Below are 18265 nucleotides of genomic sequence, written 5' to 3' on the forward strand. Positions count from 1 at the left end.
CCCAGGTGAAGAAGGTGTCGTACGTCCAAGCGTCAAGCGGCGCAAGGGAGAGCGACACGATCGCCATGTACAGCAGGAAGCCGATGCCGATCAGCGTGATCTTGCCCCGCGAGAACGGCTTGTCGCGGTAGTGGACCACGCCGCCGCGCAGCGTGTAGCGGCCGGTCTGCTTCTTGCCCAGCCAGAACAGGCCGAAGAGCAGCGGGAACAGCACGATCATGAGCGCGATGGCCCAGGCGGCGAAGATCGGCGCGCCGACGGCGTGGCTGATCGGGGCGCCGATCCAGGCGTAGGCGGCGACGATGAGCGCGCCGGGGACGAGGTGGAGGGCGATGGACAGCGGGATCGAGTGCCGGTCGGCGAGGAGCTTCGCGACGAATCCCTTGGTCTGGGGGGCTTCCGCATTGGCGGTGAGCGACTGCGTGTTCTGCATGTCGTAGAGCTTCGCCCCGCGAACTGACACGGGCCTGTCACGCCGCTGTCGCGGCTACGGCGGCGCATGACAGCGCGCTTTGCAGGGGGTTTACCTCCCGCGTGTAGGTTGCCTGGATGACCGACTTGCAGTTGAGCGACATCGAGATTGACGAAGCCTTCGTGCGGGCGATGCTGCGCGAGCGGCATCCCGATCTGGCTGGGCTGCCTCTTCGGGAGGTCGAGGGTGGTTGGGACAACAAGATGTGGCGGCTCGGCGACGACCTGGCCGTCCGCATCCCGCGCACACCGCGCGGGCCGGACCTGCTCGACCAGGAGTACCGGTGGCTGCCGGACATCGCGGCGCGGCTGCCGCTTCCTGTATCTGCACCGGTCAGGTTCGGTGCGCCGACTGCGGCGTTCCCCGCGACCTGGCTCGTGACCACTTGGGTCGCAGGCGAACCGATCGACCGCAGGCCGCTCGAACGCGGGCCCGAATCGGCGGCGGCGCTGGCGGGTTTCCTTGCGGCCCTGCACGAGGAGGCGCCCGCGGACGCGCCGATCAACCCGCACCGGAGCCTGCCGCTGCCCGATCATGCGGCTGATGTGGAGCGGGGGATCGAGGCTTGGTCGACGGCGGGGAACGCCGCGGCGATGCGCGAGATCTGGGCCGACGCGCTTGCTGCAGATTCATGGAAGCGTGGTCCTGTGTGGATTCACGGTGACTTGCATCCGGCGAATGCGGTTGGGGCTGAGGGTGTCTTGACAGGTGTCATCGACTTCGGTGAGCTGTGCGCGGGCGACCCGGCGGCCGATCTGTGCGCCGCTTGGATGCTGCTTCCTGAGGGCGCGGCTGAGTTGTGCCTTGATGCTTATCCCGACGCCGATGAGTCGACCGTGCTGCGGGCTCGAGGGTGGGCGCTGATGCGGGCGTTTGGCTTGCTGCAGGTCGGCTACGCGGGGGAGCAGGGCTGGGCCGGCGGCAAGGTGACCTGGAAGGCGGCGGGCGAGGCGACGTTGGCGCGCTTGCTCGCGTAGCGGCAATGCCTTTCGTGGCGGCAATGCGGCTCGGTCTCCTGGGGCGTCGCGGACTTTGCGGCCGCGGATTGCTTGCGCTCAAGGCGGGCAGCGACGAAGAGGTGGATTCGGGGCGGGGTTCGATTCGGGGTGGCGGGTCTGATGGGGGCGGCGGACGATGCTCTTGAGGTGTCTTTTCCCTTGGGGCGCAGGTGGGTCGGGCCGAACATGAATGTCTTCTCGCCCTGTGGGTGATGACAGTGGGGTGTGGTGCGAGGGATGATTGATGTACGCACAGGGATACGGAAAACGTACAGGTGGCGAGTAGGTGCAAGCAGACTACGCCAAGCCTCTGGCCGAAACCCAAACCGGACGAGTTTCCGAGATCAGCGCCTTGACGAAGCGGTGGTTTCAGTCCCAGTGCTATCGGGTTCCACAGCGGACCACGGCCCGTATCGGGGGCGTGCTGGGTGGGAGATCGTTGGTCGGGATCACCTCGGCCGCGGCAGTGCTCTGAACGAGGCACGCTTGTAAGACCGCCAGCATGAACGGTGATGCCGGCCGGGCAATAGAGGACCCGGCCTACCCATCACCTGCGTGCACGGCAACACCAGTCGCGTGCTCGCGTGACCGTGATGCGCGCGGGAAGCACCATCCTGGCCGGTTCACTAGGGTGACCTCCGGGAAGCTCGACCCCGCCCATGGACTCATGGCGCGCGGGAGACCACGACCCCGCTCATGGACTTATGGCCCGGGGAACTACGACCCCGCCCATGGACTCATGATGCGCGGGAGACCACGACCGCAGTCCTGTAGCTGCCGTGCCCATCAGAGGGAATTCCTCCACGGGCGGCACACGGCGGGTCGAGAGACTGCGTGGACAGGGCAACAGGTCTGCGCCCGGCGGTGAAACGACACCGCAGGCTGCACTGATCGCGGAGCCGCAGAGACTGGGAAAGGAGGGTTTCCGATATGGCTTACCAGGATGCGATGATCGGGTCGCGGTGTTCGCCGCGGCGCCACTGCTCCGTGACGCGGCCGAGCCGGGCCCGGTCGGCGATGCTGTGGAGGGTGGCGATCTTGTCGCCGCTGGGGTCCAGGACCAGAATGCCGGCCACACTGTCCCCGAGCACGGCGATCATCGCCGGGGCGCCGTTGACGATCCCGGCGTGGATCGAGGGGCTGCCGCCCGCGAACTTCCGCTTGGCCGGGGTCGGCTTGAACCCCACCCGAATGATGGCGGCGATGCGCGCGGGGGCCGATTCGAGCCAGAATCTGCCCATGAACCCCGCGCCGTCGGACACGGCTGTCGCGTCATCGGTCAGCAAGGCCACCAGGCGCTCCGTCTCGCCTGAAGCCGCTGCGTCCACAAAGGCTTCCACGATGCGGCGGGCGGCCTCGCGGTCGACGTGCGCGGCGTTGCGCCCGACGGTGACGTGTCGCCGGGCTCGGAGCGCGTGCTGCTGACTCGCGGACTCGGTGATGTCGAGGATCCCCGCGATCTCGCTGTGGCTGTAAGCGAACGCCTCGCGGAGGATGTAGACGGCCCGCTCGGTCGGTGAGAGGCGTTCCAGGAGCATGAGCACCGCGATGCTCACCGATTCGCGCTGCTCGAAGGTCTCGGCGGGGCCGAGCATCGGGTCGCCGTCGAGTAGCGGCTCCGGCAGCCAATCGCCGACCGCGCGCTCGCGCCGCGCCTGCGCCGATCGGAGCCGGTCGAGGGCCAGGTTGGTGACCACTTTGGTCAACCATGCTTCGGGCACCTCGATGCGGTCGCGGTCGGCGGCCTGCCAGCGCAGGAACGCGTCCTGCACGACGTCCTCGGCGTCGGCGGCCGAACCGAGTAGGCGGTACGCCAACGAGGCCAACCGGGCCCGGCCGGCCTCGAAGCGCTCCACGTTGGCGGTGTCCATGAGCGCCACTCTAAGCGGGCACCGCCTCGGCGGCGCGCGTGGCGGGGGTGGCCAGTCCGTGCCTGCGCGAGGGCAGGCCCCAGGTCGGGTTGGCGACGCCCCAGGTCGCAGTCTTGAGGATGCCGTCCTTGAACCCGGCGGCGGTACGGCCGCACATCGCGCCCTTCGTCCGCACGTCGCCGCCGACGACCTGCAGGATCGCGTCCTTTCGTCCGAGGCTGATGTGGTTGCCCACGTAGATGAGTCCGGTGCGCTTGACCGCGCGGCCGGTGAGGTCGCCGATGATCGCGGCGGTCGCCTGCTGGCCGGTGAACCCGGCCGAGGCGCAGGACATCGGGAGCGGCTGCCCGTTCTCGCCGATGACGAACACGGCGTCCCCGGCGGCGTAGACGCCCGGGTGGGAGACCGAGCGCATCTGGCGGTCAACGGTGATCTGGCCGTTCGCCTCGACGGCGAGGCCGCTGGCGGCGGCGATCGGGTGCACGGCGAACCCGGCGGTCCACACGGTGGCGTCGGCGGCCAGGAACTCGCCCTGTGCGGTGAACGCTCCGTCTGCTGCTACACGGTCGATCGGCGCGTGCTCGTGGATCGCGATGCCGAACCGGTCGAAGGTCCGCAGCAGGTGGCGGCGGGCCTTGGGGCCGAGCCAGCCGCCGAGTTCGCCGCTGGTGGCGAGCACGATCTTCAGGCTCGGGTTGGTTTCGGCGATCTCGGTGGCGCCTTCGATGGCGGTCAGGTTGCCGCCGACGACGAGCACGGTGCCGTTGCCGCCCATGGCTTCGAGCCGGTCGCGCAGGCGCAGGGCCGCGGGCCGGGAGGCGATGTGGAAGGCGTGCTCGCCTACGCCGGGCACGCCGTGGTCGGCGACGGTGCTGCCGAGGGCGTACACGAGCGTGTCGTACTCGAGCTGGTCGGTGCGAGTGCCGTCGGTGACGGCGACGGTCCGCCGGTCGGCGTCGACGGCGGTCACGCGGGCGAGTTCGACGCGGACGCCGGTGCCGGCGAAGATCTTCGCGAGCGGCCGGTGCTTGAGCGTCTGCCCGGTGGCGACCTGGTGGAGGCGGAAGCGCTCGACGAAGTCGGGTTCGGCGTTGACGATCGTGATCGCGAAGTCGTCGCGGTCGAGGTGGCGCGCGAGATATCCGGCGGCGAAGGTCCCGGCGTAGCCTGCGCCGAGGACGATGATGCGGTGCTGCATTGGCTCGCTCCTGTCTGGTTCGTTGACGCCCTTTGAACGGGGCAGCGCCGGAATCCATGACAGGGGCGGGAGGTGGCTTGCGTCACGGCCGCTGAGCGGGCCTCAGCCAGGAGCGGCGCCGATGCCGGCGGCCGGATCACCCGATGTCGTCCTCGCCGTGGTCAGCGTGCCGGAATTCGCGCGGCGATGCGTTGTTGCGCGTGCTCGCATTCGTGGAAGTCGAGCGGGCAGGACAAGGCATGCTCGATCAGCTCCTTGGCCGCCTGGGCCTGAACGATGCGCCGTTCGAGGTCACGGGCATGTTCGCGCAGCAGTTCAGGCTCGTCCATGGGGCTGCTGGTCGACAACAGCCGCCGCAGTTGCCCAAGCGTGAAGCCCGCCTCCTTGCCCAAGAGGATCAGCGCCACCTGAGACAAGTGTTCCTCCCGGTACCGGCGGCGGTCGAACGCATCGCGATCCGCGACGAGCAGTCCAGCCTGTTCCCAGTGCCGCAGCACATGCGTCGCCAATCCGAAACGCTCGGCGACCTCGCCTATCGAGAAATCCGCGCTTGACTTCATCCATACATTAAGCAGGATGCTGGCCGCATGAACACACGCAACCCCGACCCGACCTCCTCCGCCGCACTGTCGATCACCCGGATCGCCAACGCCTGCACGCTGATCGAACTCGACGGCCGCTCGGTGCTCACCGACCCGTGGCTCACCGAACGCTGGTACCTGCGCCGCGGTGAGCCGCTGGGCATGACGGTCGACGACCTCCCGGCCCTGGCCGCGATCGTCGCCACCAACTTCGCCCCGAACCACTGGGACCTGCGCGCCCTACGCCGCTACCGGCACAAGGCGACCACCCCGGTCTACGTCGCCACTGCAAGCATGGCCCGCCAGGCCCGTGCGCTCGGCTACCGGCTGGCCGAACGCCTGCCATGGGGCGCGGTCCGAAACCCGGGTGCCGGACCGCGCATCGAGGCCGTTCCGGCCGGGCGAATGCTGCGATGGCGGCACAACGCGTATGTCATCTCGGCCCAGGGCATCCGGGTCTATTTCGGAGGCGAGATCCGCGAGGTCGACCTGCTGCGCGACTACCGCGTCGCCAACCCGCCGGTGGACGTGGCCCTGCTGCCGACCAACGGCCTGGGCCCGGCGATCGGCACGCCGTTCGTCATGGGCCACAAAGAGGCAGTGGACGGTGCGACCGTGCTGGGAGCCCGGGCGCTGATCGCCATCCACGACGCCCACGCCGCCGACCCGATGTCGCTGATCTTCCGACGCCATGGATCGGCGGGACAGGCCAAGGCGCTGGCGGCCGAGCGCGCCCGCGACCTCGACGTGGTCCTGTTGCCGCCAGGGCAGCGGTGGACCTATCCGCGAGCAGGGGATACGCCATCCTGTGGCTGACCTGGCCAGGTCGCCGCCCGGGAGGGTTCGGCGGAACGTTTCGGTCGCGGGCGTCGCTGTGTCTAGGATCGTGGCCGCCCGGGTCCCGCTCGCGTGCCGGTCGCGGTAGCCGGATCTTCGAGCACGGCTTTGATGCCGCCGACGATGATCGCCAGTCCCGCTTCGAACTGGGCGTCGCGGTCGGCTCGGGCCCGTTGGTCGAGCCGGGCCTGCTCTTCGATGGTGAAGCCGTTGACGTAGGCGAAGACGGTGTCGGCCGCGGCGGCTGCGGCCTCAGGCGGCAGACCCGCAACGGCCAGAGCGCCGGTGAACCCGCGCCAGCTCGCCACGCCGGCGGGGCCGGGCCGGTCGAAGGTGGCGATGAGTCGGGCGCCGTCGCGCCGGGCGAGCATCGCCGCGCGCACCGCGCGGGCGATCCAGCGGGCATGCACGTCCCAGGCAAGGCCGGCCTCGGCTTCGGGGACACCGGCCGCGATGCGATCGACCATCGAGTCGAGCAGCGCGGCCTTGCTGGGATAGTGCCGGTAGAGCGCGCCGGGCTGCACACCGAGCTTCGCCGCCAGCCGCCGGACGGTGAGAGCGTCGAGGCCGACCTCGTCGAGCAGCTCCAGCGCCGCGTCCAAGACCTCGTCGCGTCGGGCCATGCGAGTCCCCTTTCGTGATCTCCCTCGAGTGTAAACTAAGTTCACGTGAACAAAGTTCACCTCGGGATTGGGAGTGCGACCATGCACGGATACCGCAAGGGCACCGTCGAATCGGCGGACGGCACCGTCATCGGCTACCGGGAGATCGGCGAGGGGCCGGCGGTCATCCTCCTGCACGGCGGCATGCTGGCCGCCCAGCACATGATGACCCTCGCCGAAATCCTCGCCGACACCTTCACCGTCTGCGTCCCCGACCGGCGCGGCCGGGGCTTGAGCGGGCCGCACGGCGAGCGCTTCGGCGTCGAGCGCGAGACCGAGGACGTTGCAGCGCTCGCCGCGACCACCGGGGCCGCCCGGATCTTCGGACTCAGTTCGGGAGCGCTCGTCGCACTGCGCGCCGCGCTGCACCTGCCCGGCCTGACCCGGGTGGCCCTGTACGAGCCGCCGCTGTCGTCGGGCGGCTCCACCCCGCTGGGCTGGACCAACCGCTACGAGCGCGAGATCGCCGCCGGCAAGCGCGGAGCGGCCATGATCACCGCCCTCAAAGGGCTGCGCGTCGAACCCTCCCTCGCCCGAATCCCACGCTCGGTGCTGGGCGTGCTGATCCCGCTGGCCCTGCGTGCGCAGGGCGGAGCCGGCGTCGACGACGTGGCCGTCGACGACCTCATTCCGACCCTCCATTACGACATCCAGATCGTGCGCGAGACGGCCGAGACTGCCGCCGAATACGCCAAGGTCGACGCTCCGGTGCTGCTCATGGGCGGTTCGAAGAGCCCCGACTACCTCCGTACCGCCCTCGACGCCCTCGAAACCACACTGCCCCATGCCGAACGGGTCACTCTCGCCCGGATGGGCCACGATGGACCGACCGACGATGGCAGCCCCGCTCGCGTCGGCGCGATCCTGCGCGACTTCTTCGGACCGAGTGCGAGTCGCGGGTGAGTGGCGCAGCGATACGGGAGTGCCTGACCGCCGCGCCGATGAGCCCGCCATGCCGGCAGACGGGTGCTCCTCTCGATGCGACTGCGGCGGAGGGGAACCTGCGGCGTGCAGCCGCCGGGTTCCCCTCCACTGCGAGCGATGGCACCGCTGTGACTGGAGGCCCCGTCGAGTTGTGGCCGTTCGCGAGCGGTACCTAGCGGAACGCGGGCGCGTTGCGCTTCGCCCAGTCCGCGAACGGCGCGGCGGGGCGGCCGAGGACGCGCTCGATGTCCGGGCTCGGCGCCTGCTCGGCGGGGGAGGGCTCGCCCAGCACTTGGAGCGTGGCCTCCACGACCCGCTCGGGCATGAAGCCGAGCATCCGGGTCCGCGCCTCTTCGCGGGTCAGCTCCGTGAAGGCGACCGGTCCGCCGATGGCGTCGGCGATCGCGGCGGCCTGCTGCCTTGGGGCGATCGCGGCCGGTCCGGTCAGGGTGTAGACCTCGCCGGCGTGGCCGGGTTCGAGCAGTGCCGCAGCTGCGACGGCGGCGATGTCGGCCGGGTCGACCGCCGGAAGGGCGGTGTCGCCGAACGGCGCTTCCACTACCCGCCGGGTGCGGACCGATTCGGCCCAGCCGTACGCGTTGGAGGCGAAGTTGCCCGGGCGCAGCATCGTCCATTCCAGACCGGAGCGTCGCACGGCCTCTTCGAGGTTCGGGTTGTGGCGTCCGGTGCCGACCCCTTGGGACGAGAGCAGCACGACCTTGCGGATCCCGCTCGCCCGCGCGGCCTCCATGACGGCGTCCATGTCGCCGTTCACGATGAAATCGCCTGCGGTGAGCACGAAGAGCGCCTCCGCGCCTTCGAAGGCGGGCTTCAGGGTCGCGGGTTCGGCCAGGTCGGCCTGGACGTGGGTGACGCCAGCGGGGAACTCGGCGGCGTTGCGGGACACGGCGGTGACCTTCTCGCCGGCGGCGACGAGCAGTTCGACGAGCGGGCGGCCGACGTTTCCGGTGGCTCCGGTGACGGTGATCATGCTTGGTTTCTCCTTGTGTCTGTGTTGAAACCAAAGCTAGGAGCCTCGCGGCGGTTCCGGAAGAACGCACTTCGAAGTAAGCTCATGTCGTGTTGGTAGGAAATCAGGTGGCCTGGCCCGGCGCGACCGGCCCGAGTGAGGTGTTTCACCGCCAGTGCCCGGCCGTGCAGGTCCTCGACCACATCACGAGCCGCTGGGGCATCTGGGTGCTGCTCGCGCTCAACGACGGCGAGCTGCGGTTCTTCGAGCTGCGCGAGCGGATCGACGGCGTGAGCGAGAAGATGCTCTCCCAGACCCTCAAGCACCTCGTCGCGGACGGCCTCGTCTGGCGGCACGTCGAACCCACCGTCCCGCCCCAGGTCACCTACGGCCTTACCGAACTCGGTGAAGGCACCGCTCAGCGCCTCGGCGGCATGTTCGACTGGATCCGCGGCAACGCGGACACCATCATGGACGCCCGCGGCAAAGCCGACGCCTAGCCGCGCAGACTAGAAGCGCAGTTCGGCCTTGACGATCCGGCCGGGCTCTTCGTCGGCGCGTGCCGCCACCGCGCCGTCCGGGGACCAGATCGCCGAGTTGCCCGCGGCCGGGAGGTCGCTGCCCGGGCCCGCGGCGCAGGCCTGCACCACCCAGATCCCGTAGCCGCGAGCGAGCTGCGGCATCCGCTTGTCGCGCTTGGGAAGTCCCTGCGGCGTGTAGAGCGCGCCGGCGATGTACGCGTCGATACCGCCCAGGCCCGAGCGCTTCGCGAACTCGGCAGTCGCCGGGGCGTGCTCGAACATCATGGTGTCCCGGCAGATCGCCAGGCCGAGCCGCCAGCCGTCCAGTTCCAGGACGACAGGGTCCGTCGCCGCCTGGAAGCGGCGGCCTTCCTCCTCGTCGGGGTGCATCTTCCGATAGGCGACCGCGACCCCTTGGCCGTCGATCCGCAGCGTCGCGATGTACTCGGCGTCGCCTTCCTTGATCGGCGCGCCCGCCAGCGCGACCGAACCGGTCTCGGCGCACGCCGCCACGATCTGGTCCAGCTCCGGATCGTCAAGGGCCACACTGGGAGCCGCCATCGCGTACGAGGAGAGCGACAGTTCCGGGAACACCACGAGCCGCGCGCCCGCCGCGCGGATCGCCTCGGCGTGCGCGCGGGCGTTGAAGGCGAGGTCGCCGGGGCGCAGCTCGGGCTGGGCGGCGGCGACGGTCAGGGGCGCGGGGCGATCGCTCATGGCCCGAGCGTAGCCGGGGCTCCCCGATGCGCGCACCTGCAGCGGCAGTACGCTCCAGTCACCGTTACGACCCCGCGACCAGAGAGGCCTCCTCGCATGTCATACCCCGAACCGAAGTACTTCGGCGACACCGGTGAGACCAGCGCCGTCGTGCGCCGCGGCGACGCTCCCGCCGACATCCTCTTCGCGAACGGCCACGCCGACTACCTCGCGAAAGGCGCCGCGACGGGCGGCGAGTTCGGCCTCTACCGCTGGAACATGGGCCCCAAGAAGGGCGGCCCGGGCGCGCACTTCCACAAGACGATCTCGGAGTCCTTCTACATCCTCGAAGGCACCGTCACGATCTACAACGGCAATGAGTGGGCCCCGATGAGCAAGGGCGACTTCGTGTACGTCCCGCAGGGCGGCCTGCACGGCTTCCGCAACGACACCGACGAGCCCGCCTCGATGCTGCTGCTCTTCACCCCGGGCGCGCCGCGCGAGCCCTACTTCGAAGGGCTCGCGACCATCGGCGAGATGACCGAGGAGGAGCGCGCCGCGTTCTTCCTCGAGCACGACAACTACTGGGTCGAAGAGGCCTAGCGCCTCGGCTGCAGCAGGCCGCGCTCGTACCCGGCGGCCACGGCGGCCGCCCGGTCGTTCACCTCGAGCTTCGCGTAGACGTGCATGAGATGGGTCTTGACCGTGGCCTCGCTGATGAACAGCTCCGCGGCGGCCTCCCTGTTGTTGCGGCCCTTCGCGATCAGCGCCAGCACCTCCAGCTCCCGCTCGCTGAGCGGGCCGGTGCTCGGCGCGGGCCGGCGCACCCGGTCCATCAGCAGCGACGCCACCGAAGGGGCCAGGACCGTGCCGCCCTCGTGCGCGGTCCTGATGGCGCGCTGCAGTTCCGCGGGCGAGGCGTCCTTGAGCAGGTAGCCGCTCGCGCCCGCCTCGATCGCGGGCAGCACGTCCGAGTCCGTGTCGTACGTGGTCAGCACCAGCACTTTCGCGGCCGCGCCGCGCGCGGCCAGCTCCCGGATCGCGCTCACCCCATCGGTGCCGGGCATCCGCAGGTCCATGAGCACCACGTCCGGCGCGAGGGCGAGCGCCCGGTCGACGGCCTCCCGGCCGTCGGCGGCCTCGCCCACGACCTCGATGTCCGCGACGCGCGCGAACATGCCGTGCAGGCCGTCGCGCACCACGGGGTGGTCGTCGACGATGAGCACCCGGATCGGTTCAGGCGGCATCGGCCACCGCCTGCGGCACGGCCGGGACGATCGCCGAGACCACGGTCCCGGCCCCCGGCTCGGACTCGACCGAGAAGCTCCCGGCGAGGCGGCCCACGCGCTGCCGCATCGCCGCGATGCCGTACCCGCTCCCCTTGGCGGCCTTCGCCTTCGCCGGTTCAAAACCGACGCCGTCGTCGCGCACGTCGAGCGCCAACTGGTCCTCCATGTAGGAGAGCGTAATGCCCACTCTCGCGGCCCCGCTGTGCTTGGCGGCGTTGGTGAGCGCCTCCTGGGTGACGCGCAGGAGCGTCACCTCGACCTCCGGGTGCATCGGCTTCGCGTCCCCGGTCGTGACGAGCTCGACCGGCACGTCGTGCGCCCGCGACCACTTCGCCGAGACCTCCGCGAGCGCTTCGGGGAGCTGCGCGGCGTCGAGGGTCGGCGGGCCGATGGCCTGCACGGTGCGGCGGGCCTCGGCCAGGCTCTCGCGGGCGAGGTCCGCGGCGCTGTCGAGATGGCGGCGGCGCTGCGCCTCGTCGTCCGTGCCGTCGGCGGCGTGGAGCTGCGCGATGATCCCCGCCAGGCCCTGCGCGACGGTGTCGTGGATGTCCCGCGCCATGCGCTGGCGTTCGTCGAGGACGCCCGCTTCCCTTGCCTGCGTGAGCAACTGCATGTGGAGTCCGGCGTTCTCCTGCAGTGCGGCCTCCCGCGAGAGCAGGGCCTCCTCGCGCTGCTGCCGCAGTTGCACCAGCCGCTCGTTGAGCAGGAATCCGGAGCTGATCGCGGAGGTCTGGACCAGGAAGATGACCATGTAGACGATGACGGCCTCGGCCTGCGGATCACCGAATTCGATCACGCTCGAGTTGACCACGAGGGAGGTCGCGCCGATGCCGGCGACCAGCCCCGGCATCGTCTTCATGTACCCCGCGTGGAAGAACCCGGTGACCACGAAGATGAAGAACAGCATGTCCCGGCTCATCAGCGCCGCGCCGAACGCGAGCATCACGAACAGGTGCACCGCGAGCCGGGTCCCGGACGCTTCGGTCTTCGCCGGGATCCGGGTGTACGCGCAGTACACCCACGCGGCCGCGGCGGCCGCGAGGCCCAGCGTGACGAGCTGGTAGTCCCACGGCCGCCGCGTGACGAGGATGCTCAGCGCCGCGCTGAGCCCGAGCGTCACGTAGGGCAGCCAGTCGAGGAGCCGGTGGTACGTCGACTCGATCCTGGAGTGCCGCTCGGACAGCTCCTCAGGCGTCACCGGCTCCATGACTGCTACTCCCACTTGAAGATCCGGGCCGCGAGCGTCCCGGCGGCGATCGCGGTGGCGGCCATGACGGCCAGGGGGGCCGCGGCGGGGGCCGTGCCGGTCCAGGCGTCGAGCAGCGACTGCACGCCCGGCGGCACGTAGTCGCCGACGCGGGCGATCGCGTCCGGCAGCATGAACCGGGGGAGGTACACGCCGCCGAAGAACATCACGGACATGAACAGGACCGTGGTGAGCCCGGAGGCGGCTCGCGAGGTCGGCGCGACGGCCGCCACCAGCATACCGATCGCGAAGACCGAAGAGATCCCGAGCACGAACGCGATCGCGAAGCCGATGGGGCGCTGGGGCATCGGCACGTCGAAGACGAGCTTCCCGGAGACGACGACGAGGACCGCGGAGGCGAGCGCGGCCGCGAGGTTCACGATCATCTGCGCGAGCAGGAGTTTCGCGGGGTGGACCGGGGTGGTGCGCATGCGGCGCAGGACGCCGCGTTCGCGGTACGTGGCAAGGACGGCCGGGAGGTTGGTGAGGCCGACGACGGCCACGGCCATGACGAGCGCGGAGGGCGCGAAGTAGTCGATGAAGCGCTGCCCGCCCATGTCCGGGGAGGGTTCGCGCAGCGCCGGGATCGCGCCGAGTCCGAGGAGGATGACAGAGGGGAGGAGCAGGCCGATCGTGAACGACATGGGGTCGCGCAGGAACAGGCGGGCTTCGATCTGGACGAGCTTGCCGAGTGCGGGCATCAGGGTCTCCTTGGGGTGCTTAGTGTTCGAGGGACTTGCCGGTGAGGGCCACGAACGCGTCGTCGAGGCTGACCTGCTCGACGCGCAGTTCCGCGGCCACGATCTGGTTGCGCGCCAGGACCGAGGCGACGGCCTGGAGGACGTTCCCGTCGCCGGTGACGACCACGTGCGGGCCGCTGCGCTCGACGCGCGCGACCTCGGGGAGGTCGAGCAGGAGCGCGTCCGCGAACGCGGCGGAGGGCCGGAACCGCACCCGCTGCTCCTCGCTCACCCGCGCGGTGAGCCCGGCGGGGGTGTCGAGCGCGACGATCTTCCCGGTGTCCACCACCGCGATCCGGTCGCAGAGCCGCTCGGCCTCGTCCATGAAGTGCGTGACCAGGATGATCGTCACCCCGGAGTTGCGGACCTGCTCGATGAGGTCCCACGTGTCGCGCCGCGCCTGCGGGTCGAGGCCGGTCGTCAGCTCGTCGAGCACGGCCACGCGCGGGTTGCCGACGAGCGCGAGCGCGATCGACAGGCGCTGCTGCTGCCCGCCCGAGAGCTTCCCGAACGGCGTCTTGCGTTTCCTTTCCAGGCCGAGCTTCTCGATCAACCGATCGGTGTTCGCGGGCGAGCGGTAGAACGACGCGTACAGGTCCAGGGCCTCGCCGACGCGGATGCGGTCGGGCAGGCGGCTCTCCTGCAACTGGATGCCGAGGACCTGCTTGAGCTCCGGGCCGTCGCGCTCGGGGTCGAGCCCCATCACGCGCACGCTGCCGCCGTCGCGGGACCGCAGCCCCTCGATGCATTCCACAGTGGTCGTCTTACCGGCGCCGTTGGGGCCGAGGATCCCGAAGATCTCGCCTTCCTCGACTTCGAACGAGATCCCGTCCACGGCACGCATACTGCCGTAATCCTTGACCAGGTCCCGCACTTCGATGATCGCCATGTCGGCCTCCTTGCTTCGTGTACGTCAACACTCGCAAGAACGGCGCGCGGCGGCATCGGACGCGCGTCTGAGGCACCGGCTGATCCGCGCGGTCAACCGATCGGTTGATCGCCTCACTCAGGAGGACAAGGTGAACCGCTGGGTCGCGTCGCCCGCGTCGCAGGAGTCGGTCGCGGTCGGCTCGCCCGAACTGGCGGAGCGCCCGGCGAGCATCCCGACGCACAGTCCGGAAGCGCTGGTGGCGATCGTGTAGACCCCGCCGCCCTGCGGTTCGAGCTCCCAGAACTGGGTCTCGGTGAACTCGCACCCGTAGGCGGCCATGAGGTACCCCTCCCGGTCGGCGGGGGCGTCGGCGCCCATGCAGGCACTCCAGTCGGCGAAGTGCAGGTTGAACACGTACACGCCCTCGTCCCAGGCCACGACCTGGATCGTGGACGGGTTCGCGGAGCCGCACCCGGCGAGCACGACGACGGTGCGGCCCTCATTGCCCGGCTCGGGCCCGGTGCTCAGGCACAGGCCGCTGGCCTCCTGCTTCACCTGGTACCAGCCGTCGGCCGGATACGCGGGCGCGGGCGGCGGCGCTTCGGACTCGGTCGCGGCGTCCTGCGCCGGCTCGTCATCGTCCGCTTCGGACGGTTCGGCGCTCGGCGACTCCGACGGGCTCGCACTGGGACTCGGGCTCGGCGAGGCGGACGGCGTGGAGGTCGCGGCCATGGAGGTCGCCGCGGGCTCGGTGGCCGCGGCGGGCTCCGGTTCGTCCTCGCCGCCGCCGGCGGTCATCACGGCGGCGACGACGGCGATCGTCAGGACGAGCGCGACGACCGCCGCGACGCCGGCCATGGCCTGGCCGGTGCCGAGGCGCAGCCGGGCCTTGTCCCAGGTCTCGCGGAGTCGCGCGGGCAGGTCGGCCCCGGCGGAGTGCCGGGGGGTGTGCGGGTCGCGCGGGTCGCGTGGTGCCACCGGTCGTTCCTTTGAGGAGGGGTGAGGGTCGGGTCAGGGGACCAGCAGCGCGAACCGCTGGTTCGGGTCGTCGGGGTCGCACGGCGCGGTCGCGAGGGCAGCGCCGGCTTCGACGGCCGCGCCTTCCAACAGCCCCAGGCAGAGTCCGGAGGCGACGACGGCGAACGTGTAGGAGTCCGCCCCGGCCCCGGTGAGCTGGAACCGCTGGAGGTCCGAGTCGGCGCAGTCCTGCCCGGCGGTCAGGTACCCGGCGTCGTCTGCCGGTTCGTCGGCGCCCCAGCAGGCCTGCCAGTCGTCCTCGGTGAAGTCGAGGCCGACGGTGTACACGCCCGCGCCTTCGGACGCGAACGCGAGGCTCGCCGGATAGGTTGCGGCGCAGTCGCCCAGGACCATGACGCTGCGCCCGGGGTTGCCCGGCTCGGGCCCGTTCGTGACGCACAGCCCCGTGGCCTCCTGGCGCGCGAGGTACGCGCCGTCCGCGGGCAGCGTCGGCGCCGGGTCCCCTTCGCTTGCGGCCGAAGAGGTCTCGGCATCGCCGGAGGCGGCCTGGTCGTCGCCGTTGCTCGAGGCGACGACGGCCGCGACGATCGCGACGAGGAGCACGACCGCGACGACGGCGGCCGTCGCGGCGACGGCCCGGTTCGCGCCGATGCGGTCGCGCAGGCCTTCGAGGCCGTGCTGGATGCGGTCGGGCAGGTCGCGCTGCTGGCGCGGGTCAGTCTGGGTCACAGTGGAGGGTTCTCTCGTGGCTCGGGGGCAATGCGTTCGGGCGGGGCCGTGCGGCCCCGCCCGGGTCGTCATCGGGCGTACCGCTCGCGGTACTCCTCGGACATGTCGTCGAGCTCCGAGGTGTACTCGTTGTACCGGGTCGTGTTGCCCGGCCCCAGGAACGCGCGGTAGGCCTTCAGCGCGTCGTCGAGGTCGTACCTCGGGCCGTTGAGCGGGTCGTCGCCCTTCTCGATCTCGTCGGGGGTCTTCAGCCGGAGGTCGCCGGTCCTGGGGTCCTCGACGACCAGGTTCGGGCTGAGCTCCGCCAGCTCTTTGACCGTGCGCCCGGAGTCGGGGTCGCTGGTGAGGCCGTCGACGACGTTGTAGCCGACCATGACGTCGATGCGCTCCAGCGTCATCGGCCCGTCGCCCTTCCCGGGGGCGTCGACCCCGCCGAACGCCCAGCCTTGGGACTCGGTGACGTTCGGGCCCCACTTGCCGACCTCGAACGCCTCCTTGACGAGGACGTCCCAGCCGGCCTTGCCCGGCTTGAGGCCCGGGACGGTGGTCACGATCTCCTTGGCGATGGCGGCGCCGGCGCGCATCCACGCCGACTCCTGCTTGTTGGAGGCCGTGACGCCCGCGGCGTCCTCGACGCCGTCGGCGTGGACGGCGTCGTACCCGGCCTGCAGGAAGCCGAGGAGCCGGCCGGTGCGCCGCGCATAGCCTTGGGCGCCTTCGCCGTCGTTGCCTCCGGGGAGGCCGAAGTCGGCGTGCCCGTCGTCGTCCCGCCAGCCCGGCATGTTGTAGCCGTCGAGGTAGATCTTGGCGTACACGGCCTCGCCGAGGGTGTTCGCGGCGTCCTTCGAGCCCATGACGAGTTCGAACATGCGGGCCCGGTCGGTCATGTTGAAGTACGCGCCGCGGTCGGCAGGGTCGATCGCCCAGTTGACGGCGGTGTCCCGCTCGACCATCTCCCCGTCGACCTCGATCTTGGCCTCGGGGTCGGCGAAGTAGTCGAGGAACGGGATGGTGGAGCTCGCGAGCGCCTTCGCGATGTGCGGGTTCGCCATGCCGATCGGGGCGTTGTCGAAGCCGTTCATCTTCCCGTAGCCGTCCGTGAAGAAGTCGAACGCCGACTCCTTCCAGGCCCCGTTGACGTCGCCGCTGGTCATCGTGTTCATCACGGACGCATAGGATTCGGCGGCGTCGCGCTGGAGGAACGGGTCGGCGCCGTTGAGCGCGCCCGGGATCCAGTCGATGAGCTTGGCGGCGGCCTTGCCGTCGTCCTCCCAGTTGCGGCCGAACACGCCGCGCAGCAGGTGCTCGACGCTGTCGTCGCCGTAGACCGGGTGCTTCACCTGGCCCGTCAGGAGATCGGCGTTGAGCTCGCGGTCGCGCGTCGCGACCTCCATGACCCCGCCGATGACGTCGTCGAGCTTGTACATCTCCGTCGGGTGCAGCTTCGGGCCCCACTTCGAGGTGTCCACGATGTCCGCCACCGAGTACACGAGCGCGGTCGAGAACTCGCGTCCCGCCTTGAGGCCGCCGAGGTCGACCTGCTCGCCGTTGACGGTGACCTTCCGGCCCGTCGCGTCGAGCATCGGCGCGATGCCGGTGAGCATCTCGATGAGCGTCTTCGGGTGGCGCCCGAACTCCTCGCGGCCCGCGTAGAGATCGACGATCTTCCGCAGCGGGTCGGGCAGCCGGTTCGTGCCGCCGCCGACGGCCGGGTTCGACAGGGCGATCAGGCCGCCGCCGAGCGCGGCGAGCGCGAACTGCTGGTCGTCCTTGGAGAATCCCGAGTCCGCGATGAGCCCGGCGATGTCGTACAGCCGCCCGGGCTCGCCGCCGTCGGTGGTGTCGAGAGCTCCATAGAGGACCTGCAGGAAGCCGAGTTCCCCGGCGGTGAGGTCGGCGTCGTCGAGGTCCTGGAGGTTCCCGGCGCGCTGGGCGACCATGAACAGGGTCTCGAGCTGCTCGCGCAGTTCGGGGGAGAGCGGTTCGCCGCTCTTGAGCGCGGCGTTGAGGGCGTCGACGAGGTCCTGCCCGTCCTGGCCGGTGACCGGGAGCGCCATGTCGAGCCCGAAGACGTTGAAGCCCATCCAGGTCCCGACGCCGCCGGCCGCGAGGGCCCGCAGGTTCTCCGGGGTGGGGCCGCCCTTGAGCATCCCGCCGATGTCCGCGGCCTGGCCTTTGAACTTCTCGTAGAGGGCGTTGGCCTTCGCGTTCATCTCGGCGAGCTTGAGCTGCCCGGCGTACCCGGTCGCCTCGGCGGTGGCCTCGGTGCGTTCGGCCGGCGTGAGGTTCGGCGTGCCGCCGCCCACTTCGGACTCGCGGATGCCGAAGCTGTCGCCAACGGCCGCTTCCCATTCGGCGATGAGGGCGAGGCGCGCGGCCTTGAACTCGGTCACCCATGTGGCCCACTGGTTCGTGACCATGGAGCCGTAGACGGCGCCCTGCATCGCGGTGTGGGCCGCGTTCTCGAACTTGCCGCCCTCGCGGGCGAGCGGAGCGGCCACGAGCTCGCTGAACTCGACGGCGGAGGTGCGCATCTGGGCGACGACCTCGGTGCCGCGGCCGATGATGCGGCCGCCGTGGGCCTGGATGTAGCCGGACTCCTCGGCGAGCGCGCCTTCGTCGGCCTTGGTGTCGGGCGGGTCGAAGCTGCCCGCTGTCGGAATGGTCGCCATGGCTGGCCGT

At 70.6% G+C, this 18265-nt stretch carries 18 protein-coding genes and 1 pseudogene; 5 read left to right on the plus strand and 14 right to left on the minus strand.

The features are described 5' to 3' along the window. Positions 1-433: pseudogene (locus O2L01_RS08815) on the minus strand (CPBP family intramembrane glutamate endopeptidase); the annotation flags it as partial. 116 nt (positions 434-549) lie between these two features. Between O2L01_RS08815 and O2L01_RS08820 the strand changes: the two are divergent. Further along, the gene (locus O2L01_RS08820) at positions 550-1449 is read left to right on the plus strand and encodes an aminoglycoside phosphotransferase family protein (protein WP_270121549.1); all 900 of its coding nucleotides are present in this window, start codon (positions 550-552) and stop codon (positions 1447-1449) included. A 956-nt stretch (positions 1450-2405) separates the two neighbouring features. Here O2L01_RS08820 and O2L01_RS08825 read toward each other — a convergent pair. The 3 genes from O2L01_RS08825 to O2L01_RS08835 form a co-directional block, all read right to left on the minus strand. Continuing rightward, the gene (locus O2L01_RS08825) at positions 2406-3341 is read right to left on the minus strand and encodes a sigma-70 family RNA polymerase sigma factor (protein ID WP_270121550.1); all 936 of its coding nucleotides are present in this window, start codon (positions 3339-3341) and stop codon (positions 2406-2408) included. A 10-nt stretch (positions 3342-3351) separates the two neighbouring features. Beyond that, positions 3352-4539 (minus strand): NAD(P)/FAD-dependent oxidoreductase, encoded by a 1188-nt coding sequence (locus O2L01_RS08830; RefSeq protein ID WP_270121551.1) that lies wholly within the window; start codon positions 4537-4539, stop codon positions 3352-3354. Between the two features lie 161 nt (positions 4540-4700). Next, positions 4701-5099, minus strand: a complete 399-nt coding sequence (locus tag O2L01_RS08835) for a MerR family transcriptional regulator (RefSeq protein WP_270121552.1) — start codon at positions 5097-5099, stop codon at positions 4701-4703. Between the two features lie 27 nt (positions 5100-5126). Between O2L01_RS08835 and O2L01_RS08840 the strand changes: the two genes are divergently transcribed. After that, on the plus strand, positions 5127-5936 hold the full coding sequence (locus O2L01_RS08840) for an MBL fold metallo-hydrolase (protein ID WP_270121553.1): 810 nt from the start codon (positions 5127-5129) through the stop codon (positions 5934-5936). 62 nt (positions 5937-5998) lie between these two features. Here O2L01_RS08840 and O2L01_RS08845 read toward each other — a convergent pair whose 3' ends face one another. Further along, a complete protein-coding gene (locus O2L01_RS08845; RefSeq protein WP_270121554.1) occupies positions 5999-6580 on the minus strand; it encodes a TetR family transcriptional regulator in 582 nt (193 codons plus the stop codon). A gap of 81 nt (positions 6581-6661) precedes the next feature. On the opposite strand from O2L01_RS08845, the gene O2L01_RS08850 reads away from it, so the two are divergent. Beyond that, on the plus strand, positions 6662-7522 hold the full coding sequence (locus tag O2L01_RS08850; protein ID WP_270121555.1) for an alpha/beta fold hydrolase: 861 nt from the start codon (positions 6662-6664) through the stop codon (positions 7520-7522). Between the two features lie 193 nt (positions 7523-7715). On the opposite strand, the gene O2L01_RS08855 is transcribed toward O2L01_RS08850, so the two are convergent. Then, complete coding sequence (locus O2L01_RS08855; RefSeq protein WP_270121556.1) at positions 7716-8534, minus strand: SDR family oxidoreductase; 819 nt, start codon at positions 8532-8534, stop codon at positions 7716-7718. Between the two features lie 107 nt (positions 8535-8641). Here O2L01_RS08855 and O2L01_RS08860 point away from each other — a divergent pair, with 107 nt between their 5' ends. Beyond that, on the plus strand, positions 8642-9013 hold the full coding sequence (locus O2L01_RS08860) for a winged helix-turn-helix transcriptional regulator (protein WP_270121557.1): 372 nt from the start codon (positions 8642-8644) through the stop codon (positions 9011-9013). A gap of 9 nt (positions 9014-9022) precedes the next feature. Here O2L01_RS08860 and O2L01_RS08865 read toward each other — a convergent pair whose 3' ends face one another. Next, a complete protein-coding gene (locus O2L01_RS08865) occupies positions 9023-9751 on the minus strand; it encodes a carbon-nitrogen hydrolase family protein (RefSeq protein ID WP_270121558.1) in 729 nt (242 codons plus the stop codon). Positions 9752-9847: 96 nt separating this feature from the next. On the opposite strand from O2L01_RS08865, the gene O2L01_RS08870 reads away from it, so the two are divergent. Then, on the plus strand, positions 9848-10333 hold the full coding sequence (locus O2L01_RS08870) for a cupin domain-containing protein (RefSeq protein WP_270121559.1): 486 nt from the start codon (positions 9848-9850) through the stop codon (positions 10331-10333). On the opposite strand, the gene O2L01_RS08875 is transcribed toward O2L01_RS08870, so the two are convergent. From O2L01_RS08875 to O2L01_RS08905, 7 genes are all read right to left on the minus strand, one after another. Further along, positions 10330-10977 carry a response regulator gene (locus O2L01_RS08875; protein ID WP_270121560.1) on the minus strand — a complete coding sequence of 216 codons (648 nt, stop codon included), beginning with the start codon at positions 10975-10977 and terminating at the stop codon, positions 10330-10332. The genes O2L01_RS08870 and O2L01_RS08875 overlap by 4 nt on opposite strands. Then, entirely contained in the window at positions 10967-12226 is a 1260-nt protein-coding gene (locus O2L01_RS08880) for a sensor histidine kinase (protein ID WP_270121561.1), read from the minus strand. The genes O2L01_RS08875 and O2L01_RS08880 overlap by 11 nt, the downstream gene beginning before the upstream one ends. A 5-nt stretch (positions 12227-12231) precedes the next feature. Then, the gene (locus O2L01_RS08885) at positions 12232-12966 is read right to left on the minus strand and encodes an ABC transporter permease (RefSeq protein WP_270121562.1); all 735 of its coding nucleotides are present in this window, start codon (positions 12964-12966) and stop codon (positions 12232-12234) included. 19 nt (positions 12967-12985) lie between these two features. Then, positions 12986-13894, minus strand: coding sequence for an ABC transporter ATP-binding protein (locus O2L01_RS08890; RefSeq protein ID WP_270121563.1), 909 nt, complete (start codon positions 13892-13894; stop codon positions 12986-12988). A gap of 117 nt (positions 13895-14011) precedes the next feature. Next, entirely contained in the window at positions 14012-14854 is an 843-nt protein-coding gene (locus O2L01_RS08895) for an RICIN domain-containing protein (RefSeq protein ID WP_270121564.1), read from the minus strand. A gap of 33 nt (positions 14855-14887) precedes the next feature. Beyond that, complete coding sequence (locus tag O2L01_RS08900) at positions 14888-15583, minus strand: RICIN domain-containing protein (protein ID WP_270121565.1); 696 nt, start codon at positions 15581-15583, stop codon at positions 14888-14890. 68 nt (positions 15584-15651) lie between these two features. Continuing rightward, the gene (locus O2L01_RS08905) at positions 15652-18255 is read right to left on the minus strand and encodes a TPR repeat domain-containing protein (RefSeq protein ID WP_270121566.1); all 2604 of its coding nucleotides are present in this window, start codon (positions 18253-18255) and stop codon (positions 15652-15654) included. Positions 18256-18265: the final 10 nt, after the last annotated feature.

The sequence above is a fragment of the Glycomyces lechevalierae genome, assembly GCF_027622945.1.
Lineage (GTDB): Bacteria > Actinomycetota > Actinomycetes > Mycobacteriales > Micromonosporaceae > Glycomyces > Glycomyces rutgersensis.